This window comes from Sphingomonas faeni (assembly GCF_040407495.1).
In the GTDB taxonomy this organism is placed as follows: Bacteria; Pseudomonadota; Alphaproteobacteria; order Sphingomonadales; family Sphingomonadaceae; genus Sphingomonas; species Sphingomonas faeni_D.
The window spans coordinates 156,882-176,712 of record NZ_JAPZPP010000002.1; the positions used below are offsets into that span (position 1 = coordinate 156,882).

The window sequence follows — 19,831 nt, forward strand, 5'->3', positions numbered from 1 at the left end:
CAGGAGTGCAGCCCTTCGTAGGCATCGCTGGACCGCGCGGGCTCCCAAGCGTCAGCCAATTGAGCGTAAGGCTGCAAAACGCGTTGGCGTATCCTCCCCTACCTCTCTCCAGAAAGCGCCTCTTGGATTTCCCCTGCTCGGCCCCTTGTCGAGATGCGGCAGTCTGCGGTGCGGTAGGGGCAGATGACGACCGATGCGGTTTATCGTTGCAAGGCGCAAGCGTTTGAAAACGCGCCTAAACGGCGCAATGCGGGCCATCGGCGGTGTGATGGACGGGACCTCTTAATCAGCGGGTCCTTGGTTCGAGCCCAAGTGCGTCCACCATTCACCACCTTGAAAAAAAAATAATTTTCTCGGTGGCGGAACTTTGTTTTCCCGTCACGTTCGACACGGTCTTCCGACACCCCCAATCATCGGCGGTCTTGAAACTCGGGCGTCCACTACCTTCAACCAAGGCGCGCGCTGTCGAGACTGACCGAAAAATGGTCCGCGCTATTTACCTATACTGGTGGGAGGCATAGCCTGCTGACTGCAGAGCGACTCTGCATCCGGGAGAAGGTCTATGAACAAGACGCGTTTGGCCGTGATCGCAACCGTGGCAGCGGCATTTGTTGGAATGTCTCAACCCTCAATGGCTGGCAATGACCCAGCGAGCGACTATGCTCGAAGCGTGTGCCTGAGCAACGGTTGGAAGGCTCTTGGGTATTCGACATACCTCGAATGCTACAACTATTTCTACATGGTCTACGGCACCCCGGATCAGCCGGAAGACCCCTTCGGATAAGCGTAGAGAGCTAATCCGCAGCGCTGGCGAGATCATCGGATGGGCTTGCCCATGGCGCACCGCACGCGTCAGCTTGCCAGTTTTCGGGTCCTTCTTTGGCCGCGCCCAGGCGGGCAGCTCGACGTCGTCGCCGGTCCTGTCGCCGGCGAGCTTCATCGGCCGGACGCATGCTGCCAGTCGCGCGATCGCCAGCAGTCGACCTTGATCGCGCCATCGTCCGGCAACCGTTCGAGTGCAAGGCCCATCAGCTGCCGCTCCGAAGGGTTGCCGTAGGATAGGAAGGCGGGCCGGAACCTACCCATGGTTGTCGCGCGTTCGAACCGCTCCAGTAGAGGAGCAGACCATGACCGACGGCAAGCAAACCGATCCGAGCGCAGCTGACTTCGAGGACACGGCCAAAAAGAGCGCGGAGGCCGGCATCGCGGACGAAAGCGCGGCGTACGAGCAGGCGATCGAAGGTGACGACGACAACGTCGCCGAAGGCAAGTGGAAGTCCACCGACGACGGCAGCGGCACGAGTGAAACCGACTGAACGACCCTGCGGTGTCGCGGTAGGCAGATCAGGATCCTGCATCCCGCGACACTCAGGGCCCGTGCAGACCGGACGTGAACAGCGCCCGTGGATCCTTCGATCTGCCGGTGATTGTGCTCGTCGTCATGGTCTCGGCTGCGGGCAGCATTCGCATGCGCCCCGATGCGGCGATAGCAGTGATGATCGGTACCCCGCTCGGCGCACCAGGCGCGGGAATCATTTCGATTACGGTCGGCTGGGTTCGGAGGACGGAGCCGGGCGGCGAGGACCAGCCAACCTGCTAATCCAACCGAGACGCCTTGCACGCTTACCCTATCAGCGAGCGACTAAGACCGGCCGCGACCCGTTCGTCCTCGCCGCAGACTGAACGTCAGCATGCGTAGCAGTTGGCGAGCGCGTAGCCTCAGCCGGCGCCGATCGGAGTTCAATACGACAGCGAAAAACGGATCGTCAGCAGGCCTTCGCGGCAACCACGTCACGCGTTTGCCGATCGGTACGGGTCGCCAGCCCGTTGTCGTGTCGATGAGCGTCGCATCGCAGTCTGCGCATCGCGTGTACGAGCGCCCGCGGTGAATGACGCGGCGTGCGCCTGGAAGATGCATGGCGAGGCGGCAATGTTTGTTCATGCTTATCTTCAAGAGAATAAGGAGCGATTTTGCAAAGTCTCGTTTGGCTGACCAGCATGTTACCGTCGCGCCGACTTTGGTTTTGTATAAATAAAACCGAATTTGCCACGGCGAACAGCTGCACCGTGAGATACCAACCCGCTCGTTGGCTGGCAAAGCGCTGGCTAACCAGTCACTTTCCGAGCCACCTGCCACTGTTTAAGGCAGAACGAAGGGGCGGTTTCAAGGTAACGGCCGGCCTCAAGCGCCGTGTGATCGCGAGGCGGGCCGACCGGATACGTTGGAGGATCGCCCCGCCAAGAGTCTCGCCACCGCGCAGCAGTTCACTGCCGCAGACGCATCGTCAACGGGATCGACCGTGCCGAGATGTCTTTCAAGCTACGCCCGTCGCTGGCTACTGGACTTGATCTCTCAAGCGAGGGACAGACCATCACAATCACATCAATGTTTTAACGCTCCTGCTTATTATTGGTAACCCTCCACGGTGACGTCTTCGACCAGCATCACGTACACCTTTTTTGCTTCAACTTGCTCACTTGTCGGATTCTTGTACATGAAGTCGACCCACCCAGTTCGTTGACGCCGACCGAGTTCTATTATCTCACGTCGATATCTTTTTCCCATGGCATCGGGTACGTCAGTTAAGTCCTTGCCGATGAGCGACGGATTATACGGATGCGCTAGTACAATTCCGGTCTTGGCGTCCCGCAGAGCGATATACTTTGCACCCTGAGCAAATTGCGGATCCTTGGCGTTGATCTTTTTGATCAGAGTGTCTTTGCCATTCGCCTTCATAACAGCGGCACCGCGCTCTACCATAGCGACCACATCCCGATCGGCCGACTGCGCCCCGACGGATGTACTGAATACCAACGCAACGGGCAGAGAAAAAAGCAATCCTAATCTCATTTCAAGCTCCTACAGTTCACATCGACTTCATGGTCAAAACCCATACGAAGCCATGGTTTTCAATTTTGTTGAAGTGAAATAGCGAATAACATTGCGTATCGAAAACTCACTATCACTCTAGCGCGCTGGTATTGATAACAAATCCGAACTCACCGCCGGTGTTGCTCATGTATTCGTCACTCAACATTCCATCGGGCACGATAAAGCTGGGCGATGTAGGACCCTGTGGAGCCTGCGAAGCGCTCATGCTTCCGTTATGGGACGACCAAGACTGCCCTGCGTCGCTCCAAATATCTTGAAGCCCGGAATCTATGAGGTACTTGTCAGCGACGCACCAATAGTTACCGGCGATCGGTGGTTGTCCACCGCCTCCGGCGCTGGTCGTTAGACAAAGACCCAGGGCAGTGTATCCGGCCGGGGCAATAGGCCACCAATATGACACGCTACTCGGGTTCTTTGATCCGTGGTCGTCCAGGATCCAAGCGAACCCGACCGGGTGCGCCAGGCTCTGCAGATCGCCGACACCAGGCGCCACCAACTGGATTGGAAACGGCGAGTTCCGATATGCGATGATAGCCTGGTCGCCCAAGGGCAACGCCTGACCAGATTGAGGCCCAATGTAGCGGTAGAACGATATTGGCGTATCGCCGCGCTCAGAAGTCCAAATATTCGTGAACGCGCTAACGTCCGCCTGCTCAAATACGAACGGAGTCAGGCCGTTAGGTGTAAGCGCCATGATCTGCATCCTATTTGCGTCGAATGCGGAAAGTTTGTCACGCTTAGTTGATCATGAGCAAACGGCTTTTGCGTATGGTAAGGAATGTATGCCTGATACTTCTTCGCACGCGGCCTTATGGGAGCGGTGTACATGACCGTCCGTTGCGATCGAGCAGTGAGCCGACATCTGCGTCAGTTCCGGCATGTACGGTTCCTCAAGCCGCGGTTCACTAGGAGCTGACGGTACCCATTGCGTATGCGCCCGATCCAAAGGGTGCGAGTACGGTGCGACCCAATCGGGCCGTTCCAGTTGTGGCAGATCGGGGTCGTTCTCCGTCGATCGTTCCATCACGATACTTTCTTGATTTGGTCCGATCCGTCTAGCGACTCATCGCCGTCTGCTACCATGTGACCCGCATCACGCGATTGACGCTTGCGTCATGCATTCCCGTATGATCCAAGCCGCGGTTGTCAGGCTAAGGCGCACGGTGCGCGGCGCCTGTAGGGGAATGACCGTGATGGATCGGGACCAAAGCCATGACTGTCCGCGCGTGATCATCGAACAGCTCGATGACATGGTGGCGTTCGCCGATGCCAAGAGTGATTTTGTGTTGGCCGCGTGGCTCGTTCAAGCTCAGGAGCGCCTGCGAGAACAGCATATGATCAAGTGACCTTCTTGCCTTATGTCAGGGAATAAGCTGATGTGGCGTGAGGCATGGGGAGTGACAGATGACTGGGAACGATCAGGCCGCTCAGCTGGCTGCTTCGATCCTGCGGTTCCGGCGATTCCGCGAGACGATACTCACGCCGGACATTTTTGGTGAACCAGCCTGGGAGTTGCTCCTCGAAGTATTTGTCGCGGATGCAAAAGGCGAAGCGATTACGGGGCGTATCGCAGCGGAACGGCGGGGGATATCGCCCGCGGTGATATCTCGGTGGCTCAAGCATCTAACAGTCCAAGGGCTGCTTGTCGGTGATGGCGACGGCAACGTGGACGACGAACTGACGTTGTCTGGCATCGGCATGGCGAAGATCGAAACGGTTCTTCTGGAAGCCCGAATCCTTAAAGATGAGTTTGCCCAGATCGAGATACGCTGAGCAAGGGCATCGCACACCGCGGGGCACATCCGGCGATAGCGTAAGCAGGGAAACAGATACCCGATTGGCACGGTGGGTTGGCGGCGGGTCGGCGTACTGCAAGTTTCCTGGACGCCTCAGATAGCTACCGTGAATGCGGTCCAGTACTTGTAAGCTATCGTGAAGACGCGGGATCGCAAGCCGCCCCGCCGATCAGCTATCGGAATCGTGGCAGACGCTGGTCGAGCCTGCCGGGGTTCCCATTTCGAACGTGGGACATCGCGGCATTCAGGTCGACGTCGGACAGCGACTTCCCCGATCGTTGCGCGTGTCGTCCCATTCGATCATCCCCACGGTCCTTTCTTGGTGACAGGGACGGACGCCCTGCCAGTGCGCCCCGCGGCCTCGTCCACGGTCAAGATCGGGATCGGCGCGTATTCCCGCGTGGCGTACAGACGGCGCAGGATCATCGCGAGGTCGCGCTCCGTCAGGCCCGATGCCTGATCGATCACCTGCCCCTCGGGCAATGGCTCAACCCAAGCAGCAAGGCGGTTGCATGCCTCGCCAAGTTCATGGTCCACGGAATCATCAAAGTCAGCCATAGGGTCAGCCTATTCCTGCTCCAACGATTCGGGCAAGGTGGTCCGCATGGACGAGCTCACCACCTCCATCGTCGGCATCGACTTCCCGAACGAGGACAAGTCGAAGAGCAACAGGCGCATGGAATGCATGATGTGCGCTCCGGGTGACCCGGTCGAGTTGCGGCCGGAGCCAAAGAACCCGTTCGACGAGAACGCCGTTGCCATCTTCAGCGACCGCGGCGCGCAGCTGGGTTACGTCAGCGCAGAGCGCGCGCCCCTGATCGGCAAGCGGCTGAAGGAAGACGTCGCGATAGCGGTCTTCCAGGCGATGCACGGGAACGGGGCCTATATCCGGATCCGGTTCGGAGGCGGGTTGCCTACCCTGCCCGACCCGGTGCCTGATGTTCCGAAGCCCGCCCCTCCCCGCCAGATGCGACCGGCGCAACGACCCGTGTACGATCCCGACGCTTTCTATCCTGATGAGGAAGGGCCGGAGTTCGGAGCGTGATCGGAATAGGTTGAGGATCGCAACCGTTCCCACCGCCGACGATTCCTTCCCCACCATCTGATCGAGATGGGTTCAGTGCTTACCGCCTCTCACCGTGGTCCGCTTTCAAGTTCGGCGATCCGCGCGATCGCGTGCAACAAACCTGCTCGAAAAGGTTTGGCTGAGTGTTCCTTACCTGTGCAGCTTAGTCCTGTACCGGCTCATCCGAGCATAGCAAACGGATCATGATGTGCGTCCGCGCTGGGACCTTGGCGGATCGCATTGGCCGAGTTTACGAATTGCCCACCCCGGTTATGCATGGGCACTAACGCCAAACTACCTGCAGATCGCTGCGGCCGTGACGTTATGTCTTGGTACCCGTTCCGAACTCTCGACCTACACAGGCGAACGTTGGTAATATTGTGAGCATTGCTGTAACAGGTAACCTCTTGGCACTCGTATCGTCGGTTACGACGGCGACGGCCCGCGCCTTGCTCAAGACGGGCAAAGACAAGTTGGCGATCCGGGGCATGATCGCCGGCACGTCCGCGATCTTGATGCTGCTGGTATGCTTTTTCGTGTCATTGCCAACGGCCGTGTCGCTCCCTGGCTGGGCGTTTGCAGCCTTCTCCATACGATTTATCAACTCGTCCTCATCAGAAGTTACCGCCTGAACGGCTTCTCGACGGCCTTTCCCTGGGCGATGCTCATCGCCGCCGTCGTCTTCAAGGAAGACGTCGGTCCACGCAAAGGGTTCGGCGCCGCGATGACCGCGGTGGGCGCGATCCTAATCATCTATCGATCCGCCTAGGGTATCTGTGCCCTGTGGAGCGCATCATACATCGCCTGCCGAACGTCACGTGCCATGCTATCGGCTGCCGGAAAGCGGCGATTAACCGAGGTTGCCTTAATCGAGATTGGCATGTTTCCCGCGGACATTTTCGACGCGACGTTTCGTTGACCGATGCCAGTGAATGGCTTTTGGAGAGAATGGACATGGCCGTTAAATTTGCAGGAACGATGAACGCCATCAACCGCGGGCTCGACGCGACGAAGCCCGAAAAAGGCGCGGACATCGTTGAGGATTGGGAAGCCGCACTGGCCGATATCGACACGCCGGGCGCCAAGGGTATCCTGCGCGACCTCGCGTCGCTCCGCAAGCAACTCGAAAAGGGCGAGCCCGACGCCGATCGGGTCCACGCGCTGTTGCACCGCCTCGGTACGGCCACGACGAAGATCGCCGACAAGGCTGAAAAGTCTCAGGACAAGCTGAAGGCGCTGGGCGAAGCGTTGACCGAAGCCGGTGAAGATGCGCCGGACGAGGAAGAGGACGTCGCTGCCGCGGCCAGCCCGAAGCGCGCGCGCAAAAAGGCCTGAACGGAGGACGGGCCGGCAGGTGCCGGCCCGTTCTCGTCTTCAGGCCTCGTTGGGATGCCGGCCCTCGACCGTCGTGTAATAGCGTCCGATATCCTGCCCCGTCAGCGCATGACCGCTCGCTTCCTCGATCAACGCGGCGATGTCGTCGTCCGTCCTGCCGGCGTTTCGCAACTGCTCGATCTCATCGCTGATCATGTTGACGAATGCCGGTATCGGAAAGCGTTCCTCACCAAGCCCCAGCGCGTCTCGCAAATGCTTTTGCGCGCCCAGTGCCTCGGGGAGCGTGAACGCAATCTCGTCTGCCATGACTAAGCTCCAAATCCTGAAGGACTGCGACGGGAGATTTTCGTCCCTGGCCGCAGCCCCGTCGACCACGAAATCAGGCGGTGACCGCCTCCGCCTTGGGATTGATCGCGGACGTCGCCATTGCGGTCAGCTTGTCGTCGGTCGCATATTCCTCGTCTAGCGTTTCCTTGAGGATCGCTGCGATCTCGGATCGGCCAAGCTGGTTGGCCCAGGCTATCAGCGTGCCGTACCGCGTGATCTCGTAATGCTCGACGGCCTGCGCGGACGCGATCAACGCGGCGTCGAGAACCGCCTTGTCCTCGATTTCGCCGGCGACTTCGTTGGCTTCCTTGATGATACCGTCGATCGCCGGGCAGGTCACCGCCTTCGCCTTCTCGCCGAGCAGTTCGAAGATGCGCTCAAGGCGCGTGATCTGGCGCTCGGTCTCTTCGAGATGCGTTTCGAAGCCCTGCTTCAACGCAGGGGCGGTTGCCTTGGCGGCCATCTTCGGCAGCGCCTTGGTGATCTGGTTCTCGGCATAATACACGTCCTGCAACTGGTGCAGGAACAGATCGTCGAACGTCACGATGTCTTTGGAAAACAGGCCCATGATACTTCCTCGCGTAGCTGCATGTCGCGAAGCGATCCGCTCCGGTTATGCCGCAACGTCTCGATCGCCGCGTAAGTTTCGCGAGATGCTGCGGCGGATCCTGAGACTGAGACCAGCGCCCGCCGGAGCTTTCGGCGCACCTTGCCGTCTCCCCGTCCTTGGATTTTCTGCCCGCCGACCGGTCGAAAGCACTGCTGGCGCGTTGGGGATACGAGCCGACACGGTAGAGGATGGAATTTGCCGCATTTTCTAGTTGCCGAGAGCGAAACCGCGGACGAACGCGCGGCACGGCGACATCATGCCGGGAAAAGTTCCGGCGAGACCTATGCTGCGACTCTCGTCCAGTTGCGTCCTGATGCCGAGATCACGATCGTCGCGCCCGCGGACGAGGATGGGGATGTGCTCGACGCCGACGACTTGCGCGGCTTCGATGCCGTCTTCGTCACCGGATCGCCGCTGCACGTCTACGACGACACCCCAGAGGTCCGGCGTCAATTGCGGTTCATGCGTGCCGTCTTTACGTCGGGAACGCCGTCGTTCGGATCCTGCGCCGGTCTGCAGCTTGCCGTTGCTGCCGCCGGCGGCACGGTTCGCAAGATGCCCGAGCGTATCGAAGCGGGGGTGGCGCGCCGGATCACGCCGACCGACGCCGGTCGGGATCACCCGCTGCTGGCGGGACGACCCGCAAGCTGGGATGCGCCTGCCATCCACGGCGATGAAGTCGAACGCCTTCCAGACGATGCGACGCTGCTCGCGAGCAATGCCGTCACCCGGATCCAGGCGGCCGAGATACGGCATGACGGCGGCGTCTTCTGGGGCGTGCAATATCACCCCGAACTCGCGCCCGGCGAGATCGCAGTCGCGTTGCGACGGCAGGCCAGCGACCTTATCGACGCAGGCCTTGCCGATACGACGGACGACGTCGAGGTCCGCGCGGCACAACTCGATATCCTGCATGACCATCCCGATCGTCGTTCGATCCACTGGGCGCTCGGCATCGATGCGCAATTCGCGCAGGAATCGAACCGGCGTATCGAGCTGTCCAACTTCCTGAACCACCTTGCCGAGCCGGACACCAAAGCGCCAACCGAGTAGGAGCGCGCGCATGGATTTAAGTCTGGCGAAACGACACCCTTTCTCAACCAGGAGCCTGAAAATGCCGACCACTCTCAAAGCCAAGTTCGATACACGCCGCGAAGCCGAAATGACCGTCGAACGCCTCGTCCAGGAGCAGGGGATCGACCGTCAGGACATTCAGATCGCCACCGACGGCGCCGACAACAGCGTCGGCGACGAAAAGGCCGGCGCGGACACGGCTGGCCGAGACCCCACCCCGCCATCGCGTGAAGATGCCGCGCTTGCCGGCAAGATCGTCGTTTCGGTCGCCATCGCGGACGACGCCCGCGCAACCGAGGTGAAGGCAGCATTTAACGAATTCGATGCCAGCGACGTCAAGGAGTAACGCTTGCGTGTCCGGCGTGAGGCACTGCCTTGCGCCGGGCCATTGCGCTGGACAGCCTTTCGCGACTTCTGCGACCTTAAAGCGGCGCCAGACTCCGGAACGCATCGATTACCGACGCTTCGTTGATCGGCTTGGTAAGGATGACGGCAGGCGGATCACATGGGACGCAAGCGTCGGGCGTGCCGGTAATGAACATCACTGGAATATTCCCATGGGCCGCGATGATGCGCTGAACCGCCAATGGGCCCGTCCCTTCGTGAAGCCTGACATCGGAAACGATCATCTGCGGACAATGCTTTCGAGCCGCATCGACGGCGGCAGTTTCGGTATCCGCCTGAGCGATCGATGTCGCACCCGCACGCTCGATCACGCTCATGATGTGATCGGCGATCAACCAGTCATCCTCGATCACAAGCACGTGGCACATTTGTAGTTCCCGAATCTCGTCAGACTGGGGCAACGCTCTCCGCAGCAGGTCGGGTCCGACAATTCATGCGCTGCGGATCATTCGGTAGTGGCCGAGGAGTTCGCCGCCGCCGCGAACCAGTCCGCATAGGACGTCGTCCGCGCCATATGACGGTTGAGATCGGGCGCTCCGTCGGTCCACCATACCGGCCCGCGCTCGCCCAACGCATGCTTGGCCGCATCGACGGCGTCGTGCGCCGCCTTCTCCGCCGCGGAGTCACCCGCCCGCCTCGCATGCGCAACACCGCGTCGGCCATCCATCAAAGCTGCAACATGGCGAACTCGGTCGGCCTCCGCCAGACCGGGATCGGCCGCACGCCATAATCGTCCACGCACAACGATATACCGTCCATCCGGCGTCGTCAGCGCAGCCGGCTTTGGCACCTACAGCGGGGCGTCGATGGCGAAGACGACACCGGTACTGCGATACTCGATTTTGGCCGTGCCGCGGATATGCTGCGCGAGGACGCGTTCGATCATCCGCGAACCAAAACCGGTCCGCGTCGGCGCGATCACCGTCGGGCCGCCCGATTCCTCCCAGGCGAACGCGAGCCGCCGGCCACCGTCGCCGATCCCGACGCTCCACGTGATCGTGACATGGCCACCGTCGTTGCTCAGCGCACCGTATTTGCTGGCGTTGGTCGCCAGCTCGTGGAGTGCCATCGATAGTGCAAGCGTGACTCGCGGCTCGAGGCGGATATTGGGACCGTCGACCGAGAACAGACGTCCACGACCGTCGTCGAACGGCGCCATGACGCCCGAGACGATATCGGCGATCGTCGCACCCTCCACTTCATCGCGAAGCAGCAGGTCATGCGCGATGGCGAGCGAGCCGATCCGCGCGCCGATCGTGTCGCGCGCCTCCGACATCGAGACGGCATCGCGCAGCGTCTGATTGACGATCGCGCTGACCGTCGCGAGCGTGTTCTTGACCCGGTGCGTGAGTTCGCCGGCGAGCAGGGCGCGGTGCTCCTCGACACGCTTGCGTTCGCTGATATCGGTCGAGAACCCGGTCATCGTCAGCGCGGTGCCATCCGCGCGGGTCAGCAATTCGCCGCGAACCGCGACCCACCGCAGTTCGCCGTCGCTCGTCACCACGCGGTACTCGATATCGTAATCGCACCCGGTGTCGGCGGTCGCCTGGATCGCCGCCAGCACCTGCGTGCGGTCCTCGGGGTGGATCGATCCGACGAATTCCTCATAGCCGAACTCGGCATCGGCCGCGTAGCCGAAGACGATCTTGCAACCAGGCGAAGCATCGAGGTGTTGGCTGCCAGGATCGAACGTCCACGAACCCAACCGCCCGGCCTTGAGCGCGAAGTCGAGGCGTGCGGTACTGTCCGCCAGCTGCGCTCTCGTATCCGCCGCGGACGCCTCCAACTCGCGCTGTTCGGCGGCGAGAGTGACGAGCGTCTCGCGCTCGAGCGTCACGTCATGCTGAGAGGCAATGCAATACCGAAGCTGCCGATTCTGATCCAGCACCGGCGACACCAGGAGTCGGTTCCAGAACGGCGTCCCGTCCTTGCGGTAATTGAGCAGATCGACCTCGATCCGCTCGGACTTGGCCACGGCCTCGCGAATGCGTGCAACCTCCTCCGCCTTCGTTTCCGGCCCTTGCAGGAAGCGGCAGTTCCGACCGACCACGTCGGATTCAGGGTAGCCGGTCAGACGTTCGAATGCCGAATTCACGTAAATTACCGGGTTGTCGACGAGCGTCGGATCGCTGATCGCCATCGGCAAATTGGCGTCGTTGAAGATCGCCACGAACGGATCGGCGGCATCGAGCGAGCGCACGAACGCGGCGATCGCCGCGACGCGCTCGGCATCCTCGTCACGCGAGATCTGCTGGTTCTTACTCTGTTCCAATCAAACGCTTAGCTATCCTGCTTTCTACCGGTCGACAATAGGAGCGAGACGCATACGTGTATCCGGGCACGCGCGCGATCATGCCGAAGTCATACAGGGAGGATCCCACTTCCCGATTTTACCGCTTAAATACTTGATTTCGATCAGTACTATTTGCTCGGTGGCGAAGCCACGGACATCCGCGCTGTCCCGCCGCTTGCCGTCTCTTCGACACGCCCCTACACATCAATTGCAATACCAATTTGATACCGGGGAGTTGGAACAATGCAAGGCAATGGCAAAATCGGTGCGAGTGTCATGGTCGCGATGGCGAGCCTGATGGCGGGCATCGGCGCGGTTCCGGTATCGGCGCGGCCAGTGACATTGCCAGCGCTGTTCCCCGCCCCCGCATCGATCGACCTCGGCACCGGCCATATCACGCTCGGTACGTCGGTCGCCCTGGTAGTCGCGCCGGGTACCGATCCCGAGACCGTGGCACTGGTCCGCCAGATCCTCACCAACGCGGGCATCGAGACGATAACCACGGCCACGCGACTATCGTCCAAGCCCGACCGTCCAAACATAGTGCTCGGCACCGGCGATACCGCCGTCGTTCGCGATGCCCTTGCCCGTAGCAACGCCACGCTCGAAGCGCATGCCGAGGGCTACACCATCGCCAGCGCCGCAGCGGGCGCCGGCATCGTCACGCTTGCGGGTCACGATGCCGACGGCCTGTTCCACGCGGTCCAGACGTTCCGCCAACTCGCCGGCCGCCCCGATTTTCCCGTGCTGGTGATCCGGGATCATCCGGCGATGCCGATCCGCGGCACGATCGAGGGCTTCTACGGCGCCCCCTGGTCGATGGCGGATCGCACCAAGCATCTCGACTTTCTCGCCACGGTGAAGGCGAACACCTATGTCTACAGCCCCAAGGACGATCCGTATGCGCGCGATCGGTGGCGTGAAGCCTATCCTGCCGCGACGTTGTCGTCGCTTGGCACACTGGCGAAGACTGCGCGGCGCAATCATGTCGACTTCGTCTATGCGGTGTCGCCGGGACCGTCGGTCTGCTTCTCGGACCCCGCCGATGTGCAGGCGCTGGAACGCAAATTCGACGCGCTGCGGGCGATCGGCGTCGGCAGTTTCTACGTCGCACTCGACGACATCGAATACACCAAGTGGAATTGCGAGCGCGACAAGACCGCGTTCGGCCCCTCGAGCGCAGAGGCGGCCGGCGTTGCGCAGGCGCAATTGCTCAACGCGGTGCAGGCCGGCCTGAGCACCAAGGATCCGGGTGCGCGCGCACTGATCATGGTGCCGACCGAATATTACGATGCGAAGGAAACCCCGTACAAGGCGGCGTTGCGCAAGCATCTCGATCCGCGGATCGTCGTTCAGTGGACCGGCACCGACGTCGTTCCGCCCGCCATTTCGATCCCCGACGCGAAGGCAGCAACCAAGGCATTCGGTCGCAAGACGCTGTTGTGGGACAATTATCCGGTCAACGACTATGCGCAGACCACCGGTCGGCTGCTGCTGGCACCGTATGCACGGCGCGAGGCTGGACTGTCGGGCGAGCTGACCGGCATCCTGTCGAACCCGATGAACCAGGAGGCACCGAGCCGCCCCGCGGTCACCGGCGTCGCCGCGTTCGGCTGGAACGACACGGCCTACGATGCCGAGCGGACCTGGCATTTCTCCGCGCGTGAACTGGCGGGTGGCGACGAACGCGCGACCGCGGCACTGCTGACGTTCTTCGATACGCAGCACATGGCGCCAACCTTCGGCAGTCAGCCTTGGCAGGAGCAGGCACCGCGCCTGAAGGCGGCACTCGAAGCGGTGCGGGAAGCGCTGGCGGATGGCGATACGGCGGCACGGCAGCGGGCGATCGCGGACCTGACCGCGCGCGCCGACGCGTTCGCCACCGCACCCGACATCATACGCGCCGGGACGATCGAGCCCGGCTTCGCGGTGCAGTCGCGACCATGGCTCGACGCGATGCAGCGCTGGGGCCGCGCGTTGCAACTGACCGCTGCGGGGCTGGACGCCGCAAACCGCGGCAGCGGCGCCGCGGATCGCTATTTCGCCGACGCCAAGCGGCTCGCCAGCGATGCGGCCGCGATCAAGACAATCTCCGGTGCGACCCGGTTCGACGGTCCGATCAAGATCGCTGACGGCATCCTGGACCGGTTCGTCGCCGATGCGCCGACGCTGATCGCGGTCGGTCCGAGCGATCGTGGCGAGGCCACCACGACGCGGTAACGGCTAGCGCGACCGTCGCTTGGTAAGTTTGGCCGAGTTTGCGGTTTCCTCGGCTTCAAGCCTGCGCCAGCGATCGAACCGCTCGGGGGTCAGCGCCCCCGCCTCGATCGCGGCGCGAACGGCGCAGCCGGGCTCGACGCCGTGCGAACAGTCCGAAAATTTGCAGTCCTGCGCCGCCAGCGCGAAATCGTCGAAGACCTCGGCGATGCCGGTTGCCGCATCGGACAGCTGCAATTCGCGCATTCCCGGCAGGTCGAGCAGCCAGCCGCCATGATCGAGACGGTGCATCTCGCGTACCGTGGTGGTGTGGCGGCCGGTGGAATCATGCGCGCGAACCGCCTGCGTCGCGATGCTGTCGGACCCACGCAGCGAGTTTACCAGCGTCGACTTGCCGACCCCCGAGGAGCCCAGAAAGGCGACGGTCTTGCCGGGACCGCACCACGCCGCAAGCCCGGCCACGTCGGCGGGATCGCGGCCGTTGACGGTCTGGACGAGCAAGTCCGGCTCGATCGCGCGCGCCGCCTCCGCAAACACCTCGGGCGTGTCGGTCAGGTCGGCTTTGGTGAGGACCACGACCGGGTCCACGCCGACTTCGCGCGCCAACACCAGATAGCGCTCGAGCCGCGCGACGCTGAAATCCTGGTTGCACGAGGCGACGATGAACACGGTGTCGACGTTTGCCGCGATCATCTGATCCCTGCGCGGATCGGCGGGCGAGCGCCGCTTGAACAGGTTCATCCGCTGGAGAACACGCACCGGCTCCACCGTCGCGCCGTCGACGAGCACCCAGTCACCGACCGTCGGGTGATCGTCGGTCGGCAACGCACCGGCAATATACGGCGTGATGAAACGCTGTGGGCCCAGCCCTGCGACCGCGATCTTGCCGCGATGGACTGCCATCACCCGGACCGGACGACATAGCAGCGCCTCGTCGGACGACATCTGCTCGCTGAAAAACGCATTCCAGCCAAGCTCTTCCAAAGTCTCTTCGGTCGATATCATAGGGTTACAGCAGCGGCTTTCTTTGCGATCCGGTCGGCGATCATCCCGTGCCGGGGCGATACCGACATGCCGATATGGGCGCTTTCGCAGTCGAAAGCACGCACTCCCCGTCGGAGCGAGGCAGGATGTCGCATGACCGCTCCGCCGCCCCGGTTCTCGAAGCCGGCATCACGTCATTGGAAATGGGTGGTGTTCTCGAACCCGTCATTCGTCTTCGCCATCTTGATCAGCTTCTTGACGAAGGTGCGGACATGCCGGTCGAAGCGCGTGTCGTTGTACACGCCGCGCCAGATATATTCGTCGCGGTCGAGCAGCGTCCGCAGATCCTCCATGAATGTAGCCTGGGCATTCGTCGCGGGCTTGGCCTTTATCAGCGTGCAGACCATTTCCTCGGCGGTGGCCTTGTCGCAATCGTCCTGGCTATCCCGGCCAGCGCGCTCCGCGACGACTTGATCGGACCGCGCGGCGACGACGCGGCTTTCCAGCCACTTGCGGACGATCGCGCCGTCCCAGGTTTTTCCCGCACCATCCACCACACGCAACTCCGGTTCCATCGCCGCTCTCGTATCGCCCTCACCGATCGCGCGCGACAGGCTGCGCGAAGATCGGACCGGCGAGCGGTGCGCCCCCGTACACCGCGATGGGGGCGCCGCGAAGATGCTTCTATGGCTCGCCGATCGGTGCCGCGATCGTGACACGCAGGCCGGGGCAATTGTCGGTCTCGGCCATCGTGCCCGCCAGTCGCGCGACCATCGACGCGAGCATCCGCGATCCGAACCCCGTGCCCTGCCCCGATTTGCCACTGCCTCGGTCGGCGACGATCAACAGGAACCGTGCCCGTTGCTGCTCCAGCGCGATCGAGATCGGCCCCGACCCGCCGGCATAGGCGTATTTGTTGGCGTTGATGACGAGTTCGGTGAGGATCAACCCGACATGCACCGCGCGGTCGGTCGACATCAGGATCGGCACCAGATCGAGCTGGATCTGCGCGCCCCACGAACCATCCATCGTCGACCGGATCTCGGTACACAGATCGCCGATATACCGCGCGAGGTCGATCGCCTGGAGATGCTCGTCGGAATGCAGCCGGCGGTGGACCATCGCCACCGCGGACAGCCGGCGCTGCGCCTCGATCAGATGCGAGGTCAGGACCGCGTCGCCGACCGCACGACCCTGCAACCCGAGGAACGCCGACACCAGTTGCAGGCTGTTCTGCACCCGGTGGTGCACCTCCTTGATCAGATAGTCCTTCTGCAACAACAGGCTCTCGTTGTCGGCGATCGTCGCCATGAGCTCGCGGTTGATCTCGAAGAGCCGGCGATGCTGGCGCGCATCGTACATCGTCCGTTTGAGCCGGCCCGCCGCCTCGACCTCGAACAGCGTCCAGGGTGCCGAGCGTCCGCGGACCGCCTCGCTCCAGATCTCGAACGAGGCGCGCGGCGTCAGCGGCGTGTGCGGATGGACGGGCACGTCCTTTTGCGGATTGCCCGCCCAGTTCACGACCGCGATCTGTTCGGCGCGAAACCAGAGCAGGACTGTCGGTTCTTCGGTGGCCATGGTCACCGCGAGCACGCCGCTTGCGAGATCCTGACACGCAACGGCGTCGGGCAGGTATTCGGCCATGCGATCGGTCGCGAACGGCACCGTCCGCGCGAGATCGACGACATGCGCGGCAATTTTTCGGATGTCGGCGTGCCGCGGCGATCGTCCGGCGACGAACAACTCCGTGCCGCGAACCGCCGCAAAGCTGTCCGCGCCGAGCATCCGGGCAAGATCGTCGCCGACGATCGCGAACAGCCCGGCGAGCGAGATGTCGCTGCCGAGCCGCAACATGATCGCGTCCTCGGCGGTACGCAGGCGGATGCGTTCGCGGAAGAGTTCGGCATCCTCCTTCGCGCGGATCTGTCGCGACAGGCTTCCCGCCAGCGCGCGACACGCCATGCGGGCATGCAGCGGGAGCAGCTTGGGCGTCGGATGATGGCAAGCGATCAGACCCCAGAGCGCGCCGTCGCGGACGATCGAGACCGAGGCCGACGCGGCGACGCCCATGTTGGCGAGGTAGCGCAAATGGGTGGGCGAGACGCTGCGCAAGGCGACGTCGCTCATGTCGAGCGTATCGTTCCCGAACGGTCGGAGCGGTGCCGGTTCGTAGGCGACGTCGGGAATGACGCGAACGCGGTTGCGGACGTAGAGCACGCGAGCCTGGCGCGGGATGTCGGAAGCGGGGAAATGCTGGTTGAGGAACGATCGCAATGCCGGATCGCGATCCTCCGCGACGACGACGCCGGTGCCGTCGTCGTGAAAGCGGTACACCATCACCCGGTCGAACCCGGTGACCTGACGGAAGATCCGTGCGGCGCGCTCGCACAATTCGCGCAGTCCGAAGGCGTGCTCGAAGGTCGCGGCGGCGTTCTCCATCGCCGCCAGCATCTCGATCGGCGACGGCATCGTCGGGGGCGCGGGTTCCAGTTCGACGATGATCGCGGTCGGCGACCGGTGGATAGTGGCATCGAAAACCGCGTCGATCCCTTCGATCTGGCGCAACGTGACGCCGGGGTCTCGGCCGGGAGGATCGGCAAGTCGCGCGGAGACCGGATGACGGAGGATCTCGTCGAGATGCAGCCCGAGCCAGTGGGGTGCGAGCAGCGTTTCGATCTCGCCGGCGCCAGCGACGATCCTGAGCGTGACCGGGTCGGCGACGAGGATCATGCCGTGCGGCTGGATCGAACCGGGCAGGTGGATTGGCTCCCGGTCGCACGCGGTGACAGGCGCGCCTTGCGGCACCGCGTCCGCGGGCGAACCTGTCGTCACGAGGCCTGGCATCGCGAATCCCATTCAGCCGGAGGCGAGAGAGCGGTCGATCTTCGTTACGCAGGCGATACAGACGCGTTTACGGCGCGCCGTCAACGACTTCGATCAAGACTCTGCAAATTCCGGGATTTGGTCGGTCGGTATCGCCCGACTGGGAACAGGCGATCCGCCGTGCGGCACAACGCGCGATGCCGTTGATCGGGATATCGATGCTTGTACTGGCGGATGCGGAGCCGCGCGCTGGCGGCCAGTGTCTTGGGGGCGGCTTACGGTACACCGCCCCCAAGGTCTTGGTCGTCAGGCCTTCTTCATCTGCTTGACGGCATGATCCGCGGCGCGTGCGGTCAGCGCCATGAACGTCAGCGACGGGTTCACGCACGAGATCGACGCCATCTGCGCACCATCGGTGACGTAGAGGTTCGACGCGGCGTGCGCCTGGCTCCATTCGTTGAGCACCGAGGTGCGCGGATCGCGGCCCATGCGGGCGCCGCCCATCTCGTGGATCGCGTCGCCGGGAACATGCTCGCTTTCGGTGCTCTTGACGTTGGTCAGACCCGCCGCCTTGAGCATCGCCTCGCCCTGAGTCCGCGCGTCGCTCATCATCTTCAGTTCGTTGTCGCGAAAGGTCACGTCGAAGCGCACCAACGGCACCCCGAACCGATCCACCTTCGACTGGTGGAGCGAAACCTTGTTGTCGGCATAGGGCAGGCATTCGCCGAACGCGCCCATGCTGAACCGCCACGGCGCGTATTTGCGCATGCCCTGCTTCATCGACGCGCCGAACCCAACCGGCGCAGCGGGGTTGCGATAGGCGCTGCCCTGATAGCCATAACCGCGCTTGAAACCGACACCCTCGTCACCGCCATTGTTGCGGAAACGCGGAATGTAGACGCCGCCCGGACGGCGGCCGAATTCGATGAACTCCTCCATGCCGGGGATGTCGCCTTCGATCCCGACGCGGAAGATGTGGTCCATCACATAGCGGCCGAGCGTGCCGCTCTCGTCGAAATAGCTGCGGTCGCTGCCCGGTGCGCGCGAGTTGAGCATGATCTGCGTCGAGGCGATCGCCGAAGCGCACAGGAAGACGAGGTCCGCGTTGACCGTCTCCGCCTGGCCGGTCTTGGCGTCGATATAGCGAACGCCGGTGACCTTTTTCCGTGCCGCGTCGTACACCAGGTTGGTGACGACCGAGTCCGACTTGAGCGTCAACCGTCCGGTCGCGCGCGCGGCCGGCAAGGTGACCGCCTGGGTCGAGAAATACGCGCCGAACGAACAGCCATTCCCGCACTGGTTGCGGAACTGGCACTTGGTGCGGTTCTGGTCGGGCTTGTCCTCGGTCATGTTCGACAGCCGGGTGTTGATCAGTTTGCGGCCGGGGAACTTGGTCTCGAGCCCCTGCTTCAGCCATTTCTCGGCGACGTTCATCGGCATCGGCGGTTGAAATTCGCTGTCGGGCAGATAGGCGAGGTTTTCGCGCGAGCCCGAAACGCCGATGTATTTCTCGACATAACTGTACCACGGCGCGACGTCGTCATAGCGGATCGGCCAATCGCCATCGATGCCGTCGCGCTTGTTCGCCTCGAAATCGGCGGGGCTCCAGCGGAAGCACCAGCGACCCCAGATCAGCGACTTGCCGCCGACCGCGCCCGGGCGGATCCAGTAGAACTTGCTACCCTCGTCATAGGCATAGGGGTTCAGCCGGTCGTCGTTATGGAACTCGCGGTTGCTGGGCTGGACATAGCCGTGCTTGCCGATGAAATAATCGCTCTCCACCAGCGCCTTGGGCATGATGTTGCGCGCCGGCACCTCGTAGGCGGGCTTGCCGTCATAGGTGTAGCCTTCGCCGTGCTCGACCATCTTGCCGCGATCGAGCATGAGGACGCGGAGGCCCTTTTCGGTCAACTCCTTGGCAGCGAAACCGCCGCTGACGCCCGAACCAATTACGATCGCGTCGAACCTGTTGGTCTCAGCCATGATCTTCCTCTCCTAATACTTAGAA

The 19,831-nt window shown here is 62.6% G+C and carries 24 protein-coding genes; 11 read left to right on the forward strand and 13 right to left on the reverse strand.

What is annotated here, in order from left to right; translation table 11 throughout:
• Positions 1-562 precede the first annotated feature (562 nt).
• Positions 563-784, forward strand: coding sequence for a hypothetical protein (locus tag O6W96_RS05535; protein WP_353468661.1), 222 nt, complete (start codon positions 563-565; stop codon positions 782-784).
• A gap of 152 nt (positions 785-936) precedes the next feature.
• On the opposite strand, the gene O6W96_RS05540 is transcribed toward O6W96_RS05535, so the two are convergent.
• The gene (locus tag O6W96_RS05540; RefSeq protein ID WP_353468662.1) at positions 937-1,086 is read right to left on the reverse strand and encodes a hypothetical protein; all 150 of its coding nucleotides are present in this window, start codon (positions 1,084-1,086) and stop codon (positions 937-939) included.
• Positions 1,087-1,127: 41 nt separating this feature from the next.
• On the opposite strand from O6W96_RS05540, the gene O6W96_RS05545 reads away from it, so the two are divergent.
• Positions 1,128-1,316 carry a hypothetical protein gene (locus O6W96_RS05545; RefSeq protein ID WP_353468663.1) on the forward strand — a complete coding sequence of 63 codons (189 nt, stop codon included), beginning with the start codon at positions 1,128-1,130 and terminating at the stop codon, positions 1,314-1,316.
• 74 nt (positions 1,317-1,390) lie between these two features.
• The gene (locus tag O6W96_RS05550) at positions 1,391-1,600 is read left to right on the forward strand and encodes a hypothetical protein (RefSeq protein ID WP_353468664.1); all 210 of its coding nucleotides are present in this window, start codon (positions 1,391-1,393) and stop codon (positions 1,598-1,600) included.
• 807 nt (positions 1,601-2,407) lie between these two features.
• Here the strand turns inward: O6W96_RS05550 and O6W96_RS05555 are convergent.
• Both O6W96_RS05555 and O6W96_RS05560 read right to left on the reverse strand, forming a co-directional pair.
• Positions 2,408-2,851, reverse strand: coding sequence for a cache domain-containing protein (locus tag O6W96_RS05555; protein ID WP_353468665.1), 444 nt, complete (start codon positions 2,849-2,851; stop codon positions 2,408-2,410).
• A gap of 112 nt (positions 2,852-2,963) precedes the next feature.
• Entirely contained in the window at positions 2,964-3,596 is a 633-nt protein-coding gene (locus O6W96_RS05560) for a hypothetical protein (RefSeq protein ID WP_353468666.1), read from the reverse strand.
• 424 nt (positions 3,597-4,020) lie between these two features.
• Between O6W96_RS05560 and O6W96_RS05565 the strand changes: the two genes are divergently transcribed.
• Positions 4,021-4,239, forward strand: a complete 219-nt coding sequence (locus O6W96_RS05565; RefSeq protein ID WP_353468667.1) for a hypothetical protein — start codon at positions 4,021-4,023, stop codon at positions 4,237-4,239.
• Between the two features lie 58 nt (positions 4,240-4,297).
• Positions 4,298-4,666: a hypothetical protein gene (locus O6W96_RS05570; protein WP_353468668.1), complete on the forward strand. Its 369-nt coding sequence runs from the start codon at positions 4,298-4,300 to the stop codon at positions 4,664-4,666.
• A gap of 323 nt (positions 4,667-4,989) precedes the next feature.
• Here the strand turns inward: O6W96_RS05570 and O6W96_RS05575 are convergent, their stop codons facing one another.
• On the reverse strand, positions 4,990-5,247 hold the full coding sequence (locus tag O6W96_RS05575) for a hypothetical protein (protein ID WP_353468669.1): 258 nt from the start codon (positions 5,245-5,247) through the stop codon (positions 4,990-4,992).
• A 46-nt stretch (positions 5,248-5,293) separates the two neighbouring features.
• Here O6W96_RS05575 and O6W96_RS05580 point away from each other — a divergent pair, with 46 nt between their 5' ends.
• From O6W96_RS05580 to O6W96_RS05590, 3 genes are all read left to right on the forward strand, one after another.
• On the forward strand, positions 5,294-5,734 hold the full coding sequence (locus tag O6W96_RS05580) for an HIRAN domain-containing protein (RefSeq protein WP_353468670.1): 441 nt from the start codon (positions 5,294-5,296) through the stop codon (positions 5,732-5,734).
• Positions 5,735-6,281: 547 nt separating this feature from the next.
• Positions 6,282-6,524: a hypothetical protein gene (locus tag O6W96_RS05585; RefSeq protein WP_353468671.1), complete on the forward strand. Its 243-nt coding sequence runs from the start codon at positions 6,282-6,284 to the stop codon at positions 6,522-6,524.
• Between the two features lie 14 nt (positions 6,525-6,538).
• Positions 6,539-7,090 (forward strand): hypothetical protein, encoded by a 552-nt coding sequence (locus O6W96_RS05590; RefSeq protein WP_353468672.1) that lies wholly within the window; start codon positions 6,539-6,541, stop codon positions 7,088-7,090.
• Between the two features lie 39 nt (positions 7,091-7,129).
• On the opposite strand, the gene O6W96_RS05595 is transcribed toward O6W96_RS05590, so the two are convergent.
• Both O6W96_RS05595 and O6W96_RS05600 read right to left on the reverse strand, forming a co-directional pair.
• Positions 7,130-7,396, reverse strand: coding sequence for a hypothetical protein (locus tag O6W96_RS05595; protein ID WP_353468673.1), 267 nt, complete (start codon positions 7,394-7,396; stop codon positions 7,130-7,132).
• 73 nt (positions 7,397-7,469) lie between these two features.
• Entirely contained in the window at positions 7,470-7,985 is a 516-nt protein-coding gene (locus tag O6W96_RS05600; RefSeq protein WP_353468674.1) for a ferritin-like domain-containing protein, read from the reverse strand.
• Positions 7,986-8,222: 237 nt separating this feature from the next.
• Between O6W96_RS05600 and O6W96_RS05605 the strand changes: the two genes are divergently transcribed.
• Together O6W96_RS05605 and O6W96_RS05610 are read left to right on the forward strand one after the other, a co-directional pair.
• Positions 8,223-9,080 (forward strand): type 1 glutamine amidotransferase, encoded by an 858-nt coding sequence (locus tag O6W96_RS05605; protein ID WP_353468676.1) that lies wholly within the window; start codon positions 8,223-8,225, stop codon positions 9,078-9,080.
• Between the two features lie 61 nt (positions 9,081-9,141).
• Positions 9,142-9,447 carry a hypothetical protein gene (locus O6W96_RS05610; protein WP_353468677.1) on the forward strand — a complete coding sequence of 102 codons (306 nt, stop codon included), beginning with the start codon at positions 9,142-9,144 and terminating at the stop codon, positions 9,445-9,447.
• A 76-nt stretch (positions 9,448-9,523) separates the two neighbouring features.
• Here O6W96_RS05610 and O6W96_RS05615 read toward each other — a convergent pair whose 3' ends face one another.
• The 3 genes from O6W96_RS05615 to O6W96_RS05625 all read right to left on the reverse strand — a co-directional run bounded on the left by O6W96_RS05615 (position 9,524) and on the right by O6W96_RS05625 (position 11,778).
• A complete protein-coding gene (locus O6W96_RS05615; RefSeq protein WP_353469361.1) occupies positions 9,524-9,874 on the reverse strand; it encodes a response regulator in 351 nt (116 codons plus the stop codon).
• A gap of 77 nt (positions 9,875-9,951) precedes the next feature.
• Positions 9,952-10,296, reverse strand: coding sequence for a hypothetical protein (locus O6W96_RS05620; RefSeq protein ID WP_353468678.1), 345 nt, complete (start codon positions 10,294-10,296; stop codon positions 9,952-9,954).
• Complete coding sequence (locus O6W96_RS05625) at positions 10,297-11,778, reverse strand: PAS domain S-box protein (protein WP_353468679.1); 1,482 nt, start codon at positions 11,776-11,778, stop codon at positions 10,297-10,299.
• 264 nt (positions 11,779-12,042) lie between these two features.
• Between O6W96_RS05625 and O6W96_RS05630 the strand changes: the two genes are divergently transcribed.
• Complete coding sequence (locus O6W96_RS05630; protein WP_353468680.1) at positions 12,043-14,019, forward strand: beta-N-acetylhexosaminidase family protein; 1,977 nt, start codon at positions 12,043-12,045, stop codon at positions 14,017-14,019.
• Positions 14,020-14,022: 3 nt separating this feature from the next.
• On the opposite strand, the gene rsgA is transcribed toward O6W96_RS05630, so the two are convergent.
• The 4 genes from rsgA to O6W96_RS05650 form a co-directional block, all read right to left on the reverse strand.
• Complete coding sequence (gene rsgA, locus O6W96_RS05635; RefSeq protein WP_353468681.1) at positions 14,023-15,021, reverse strand: ribosome small subunit-dependent GTPase A; 999 nt, start codon at positions 15,019-15,021, stop codon at positions 14,023-14,025.
• A 173-nt stretch (positions 15,022-15,194) separates the two neighbouring features.
• Positions 15,195-15,575, reverse strand: a complete 381-nt coding sequence (locus O6W96_RS05640) for a hypothetical protein (protein WP_353468682.1) — start codon at positions 15,573-15,575, stop codon at positions 15,195-15,197.
• A gap of 109 nt (positions 15,576-15,684) precedes the next feature.
• Positions 15,685-17,832, reverse strand: coding sequence for a histidine kinase dimerization/phosphoacceptor domain -containing protein (locus O6W96_RS05645; RefSeq protein ID WP_353468683.1), 2,148 nt, complete (start codon positions 17,830-17,832; stop codon positions 15,685-15,687).
• A gap of 297 nt (positions 17,833-18,129) precedes the next feature.
• The gene (locus tag O6W96_RS05650) at positions 18,130-19,806 is read right to left on the reverse strand and encodes a GMC family oxidoreductase (RefSeq protein ID WP_353468684.1); all 1,677 of its coding nucleotides are present in this window, start codon (positions 19,804-19,806) and stop codon (positions 18,130-18,132) included.
• Between the last annotated feature and the right edge of the window lie 25 nt (positions 19,807-19,831).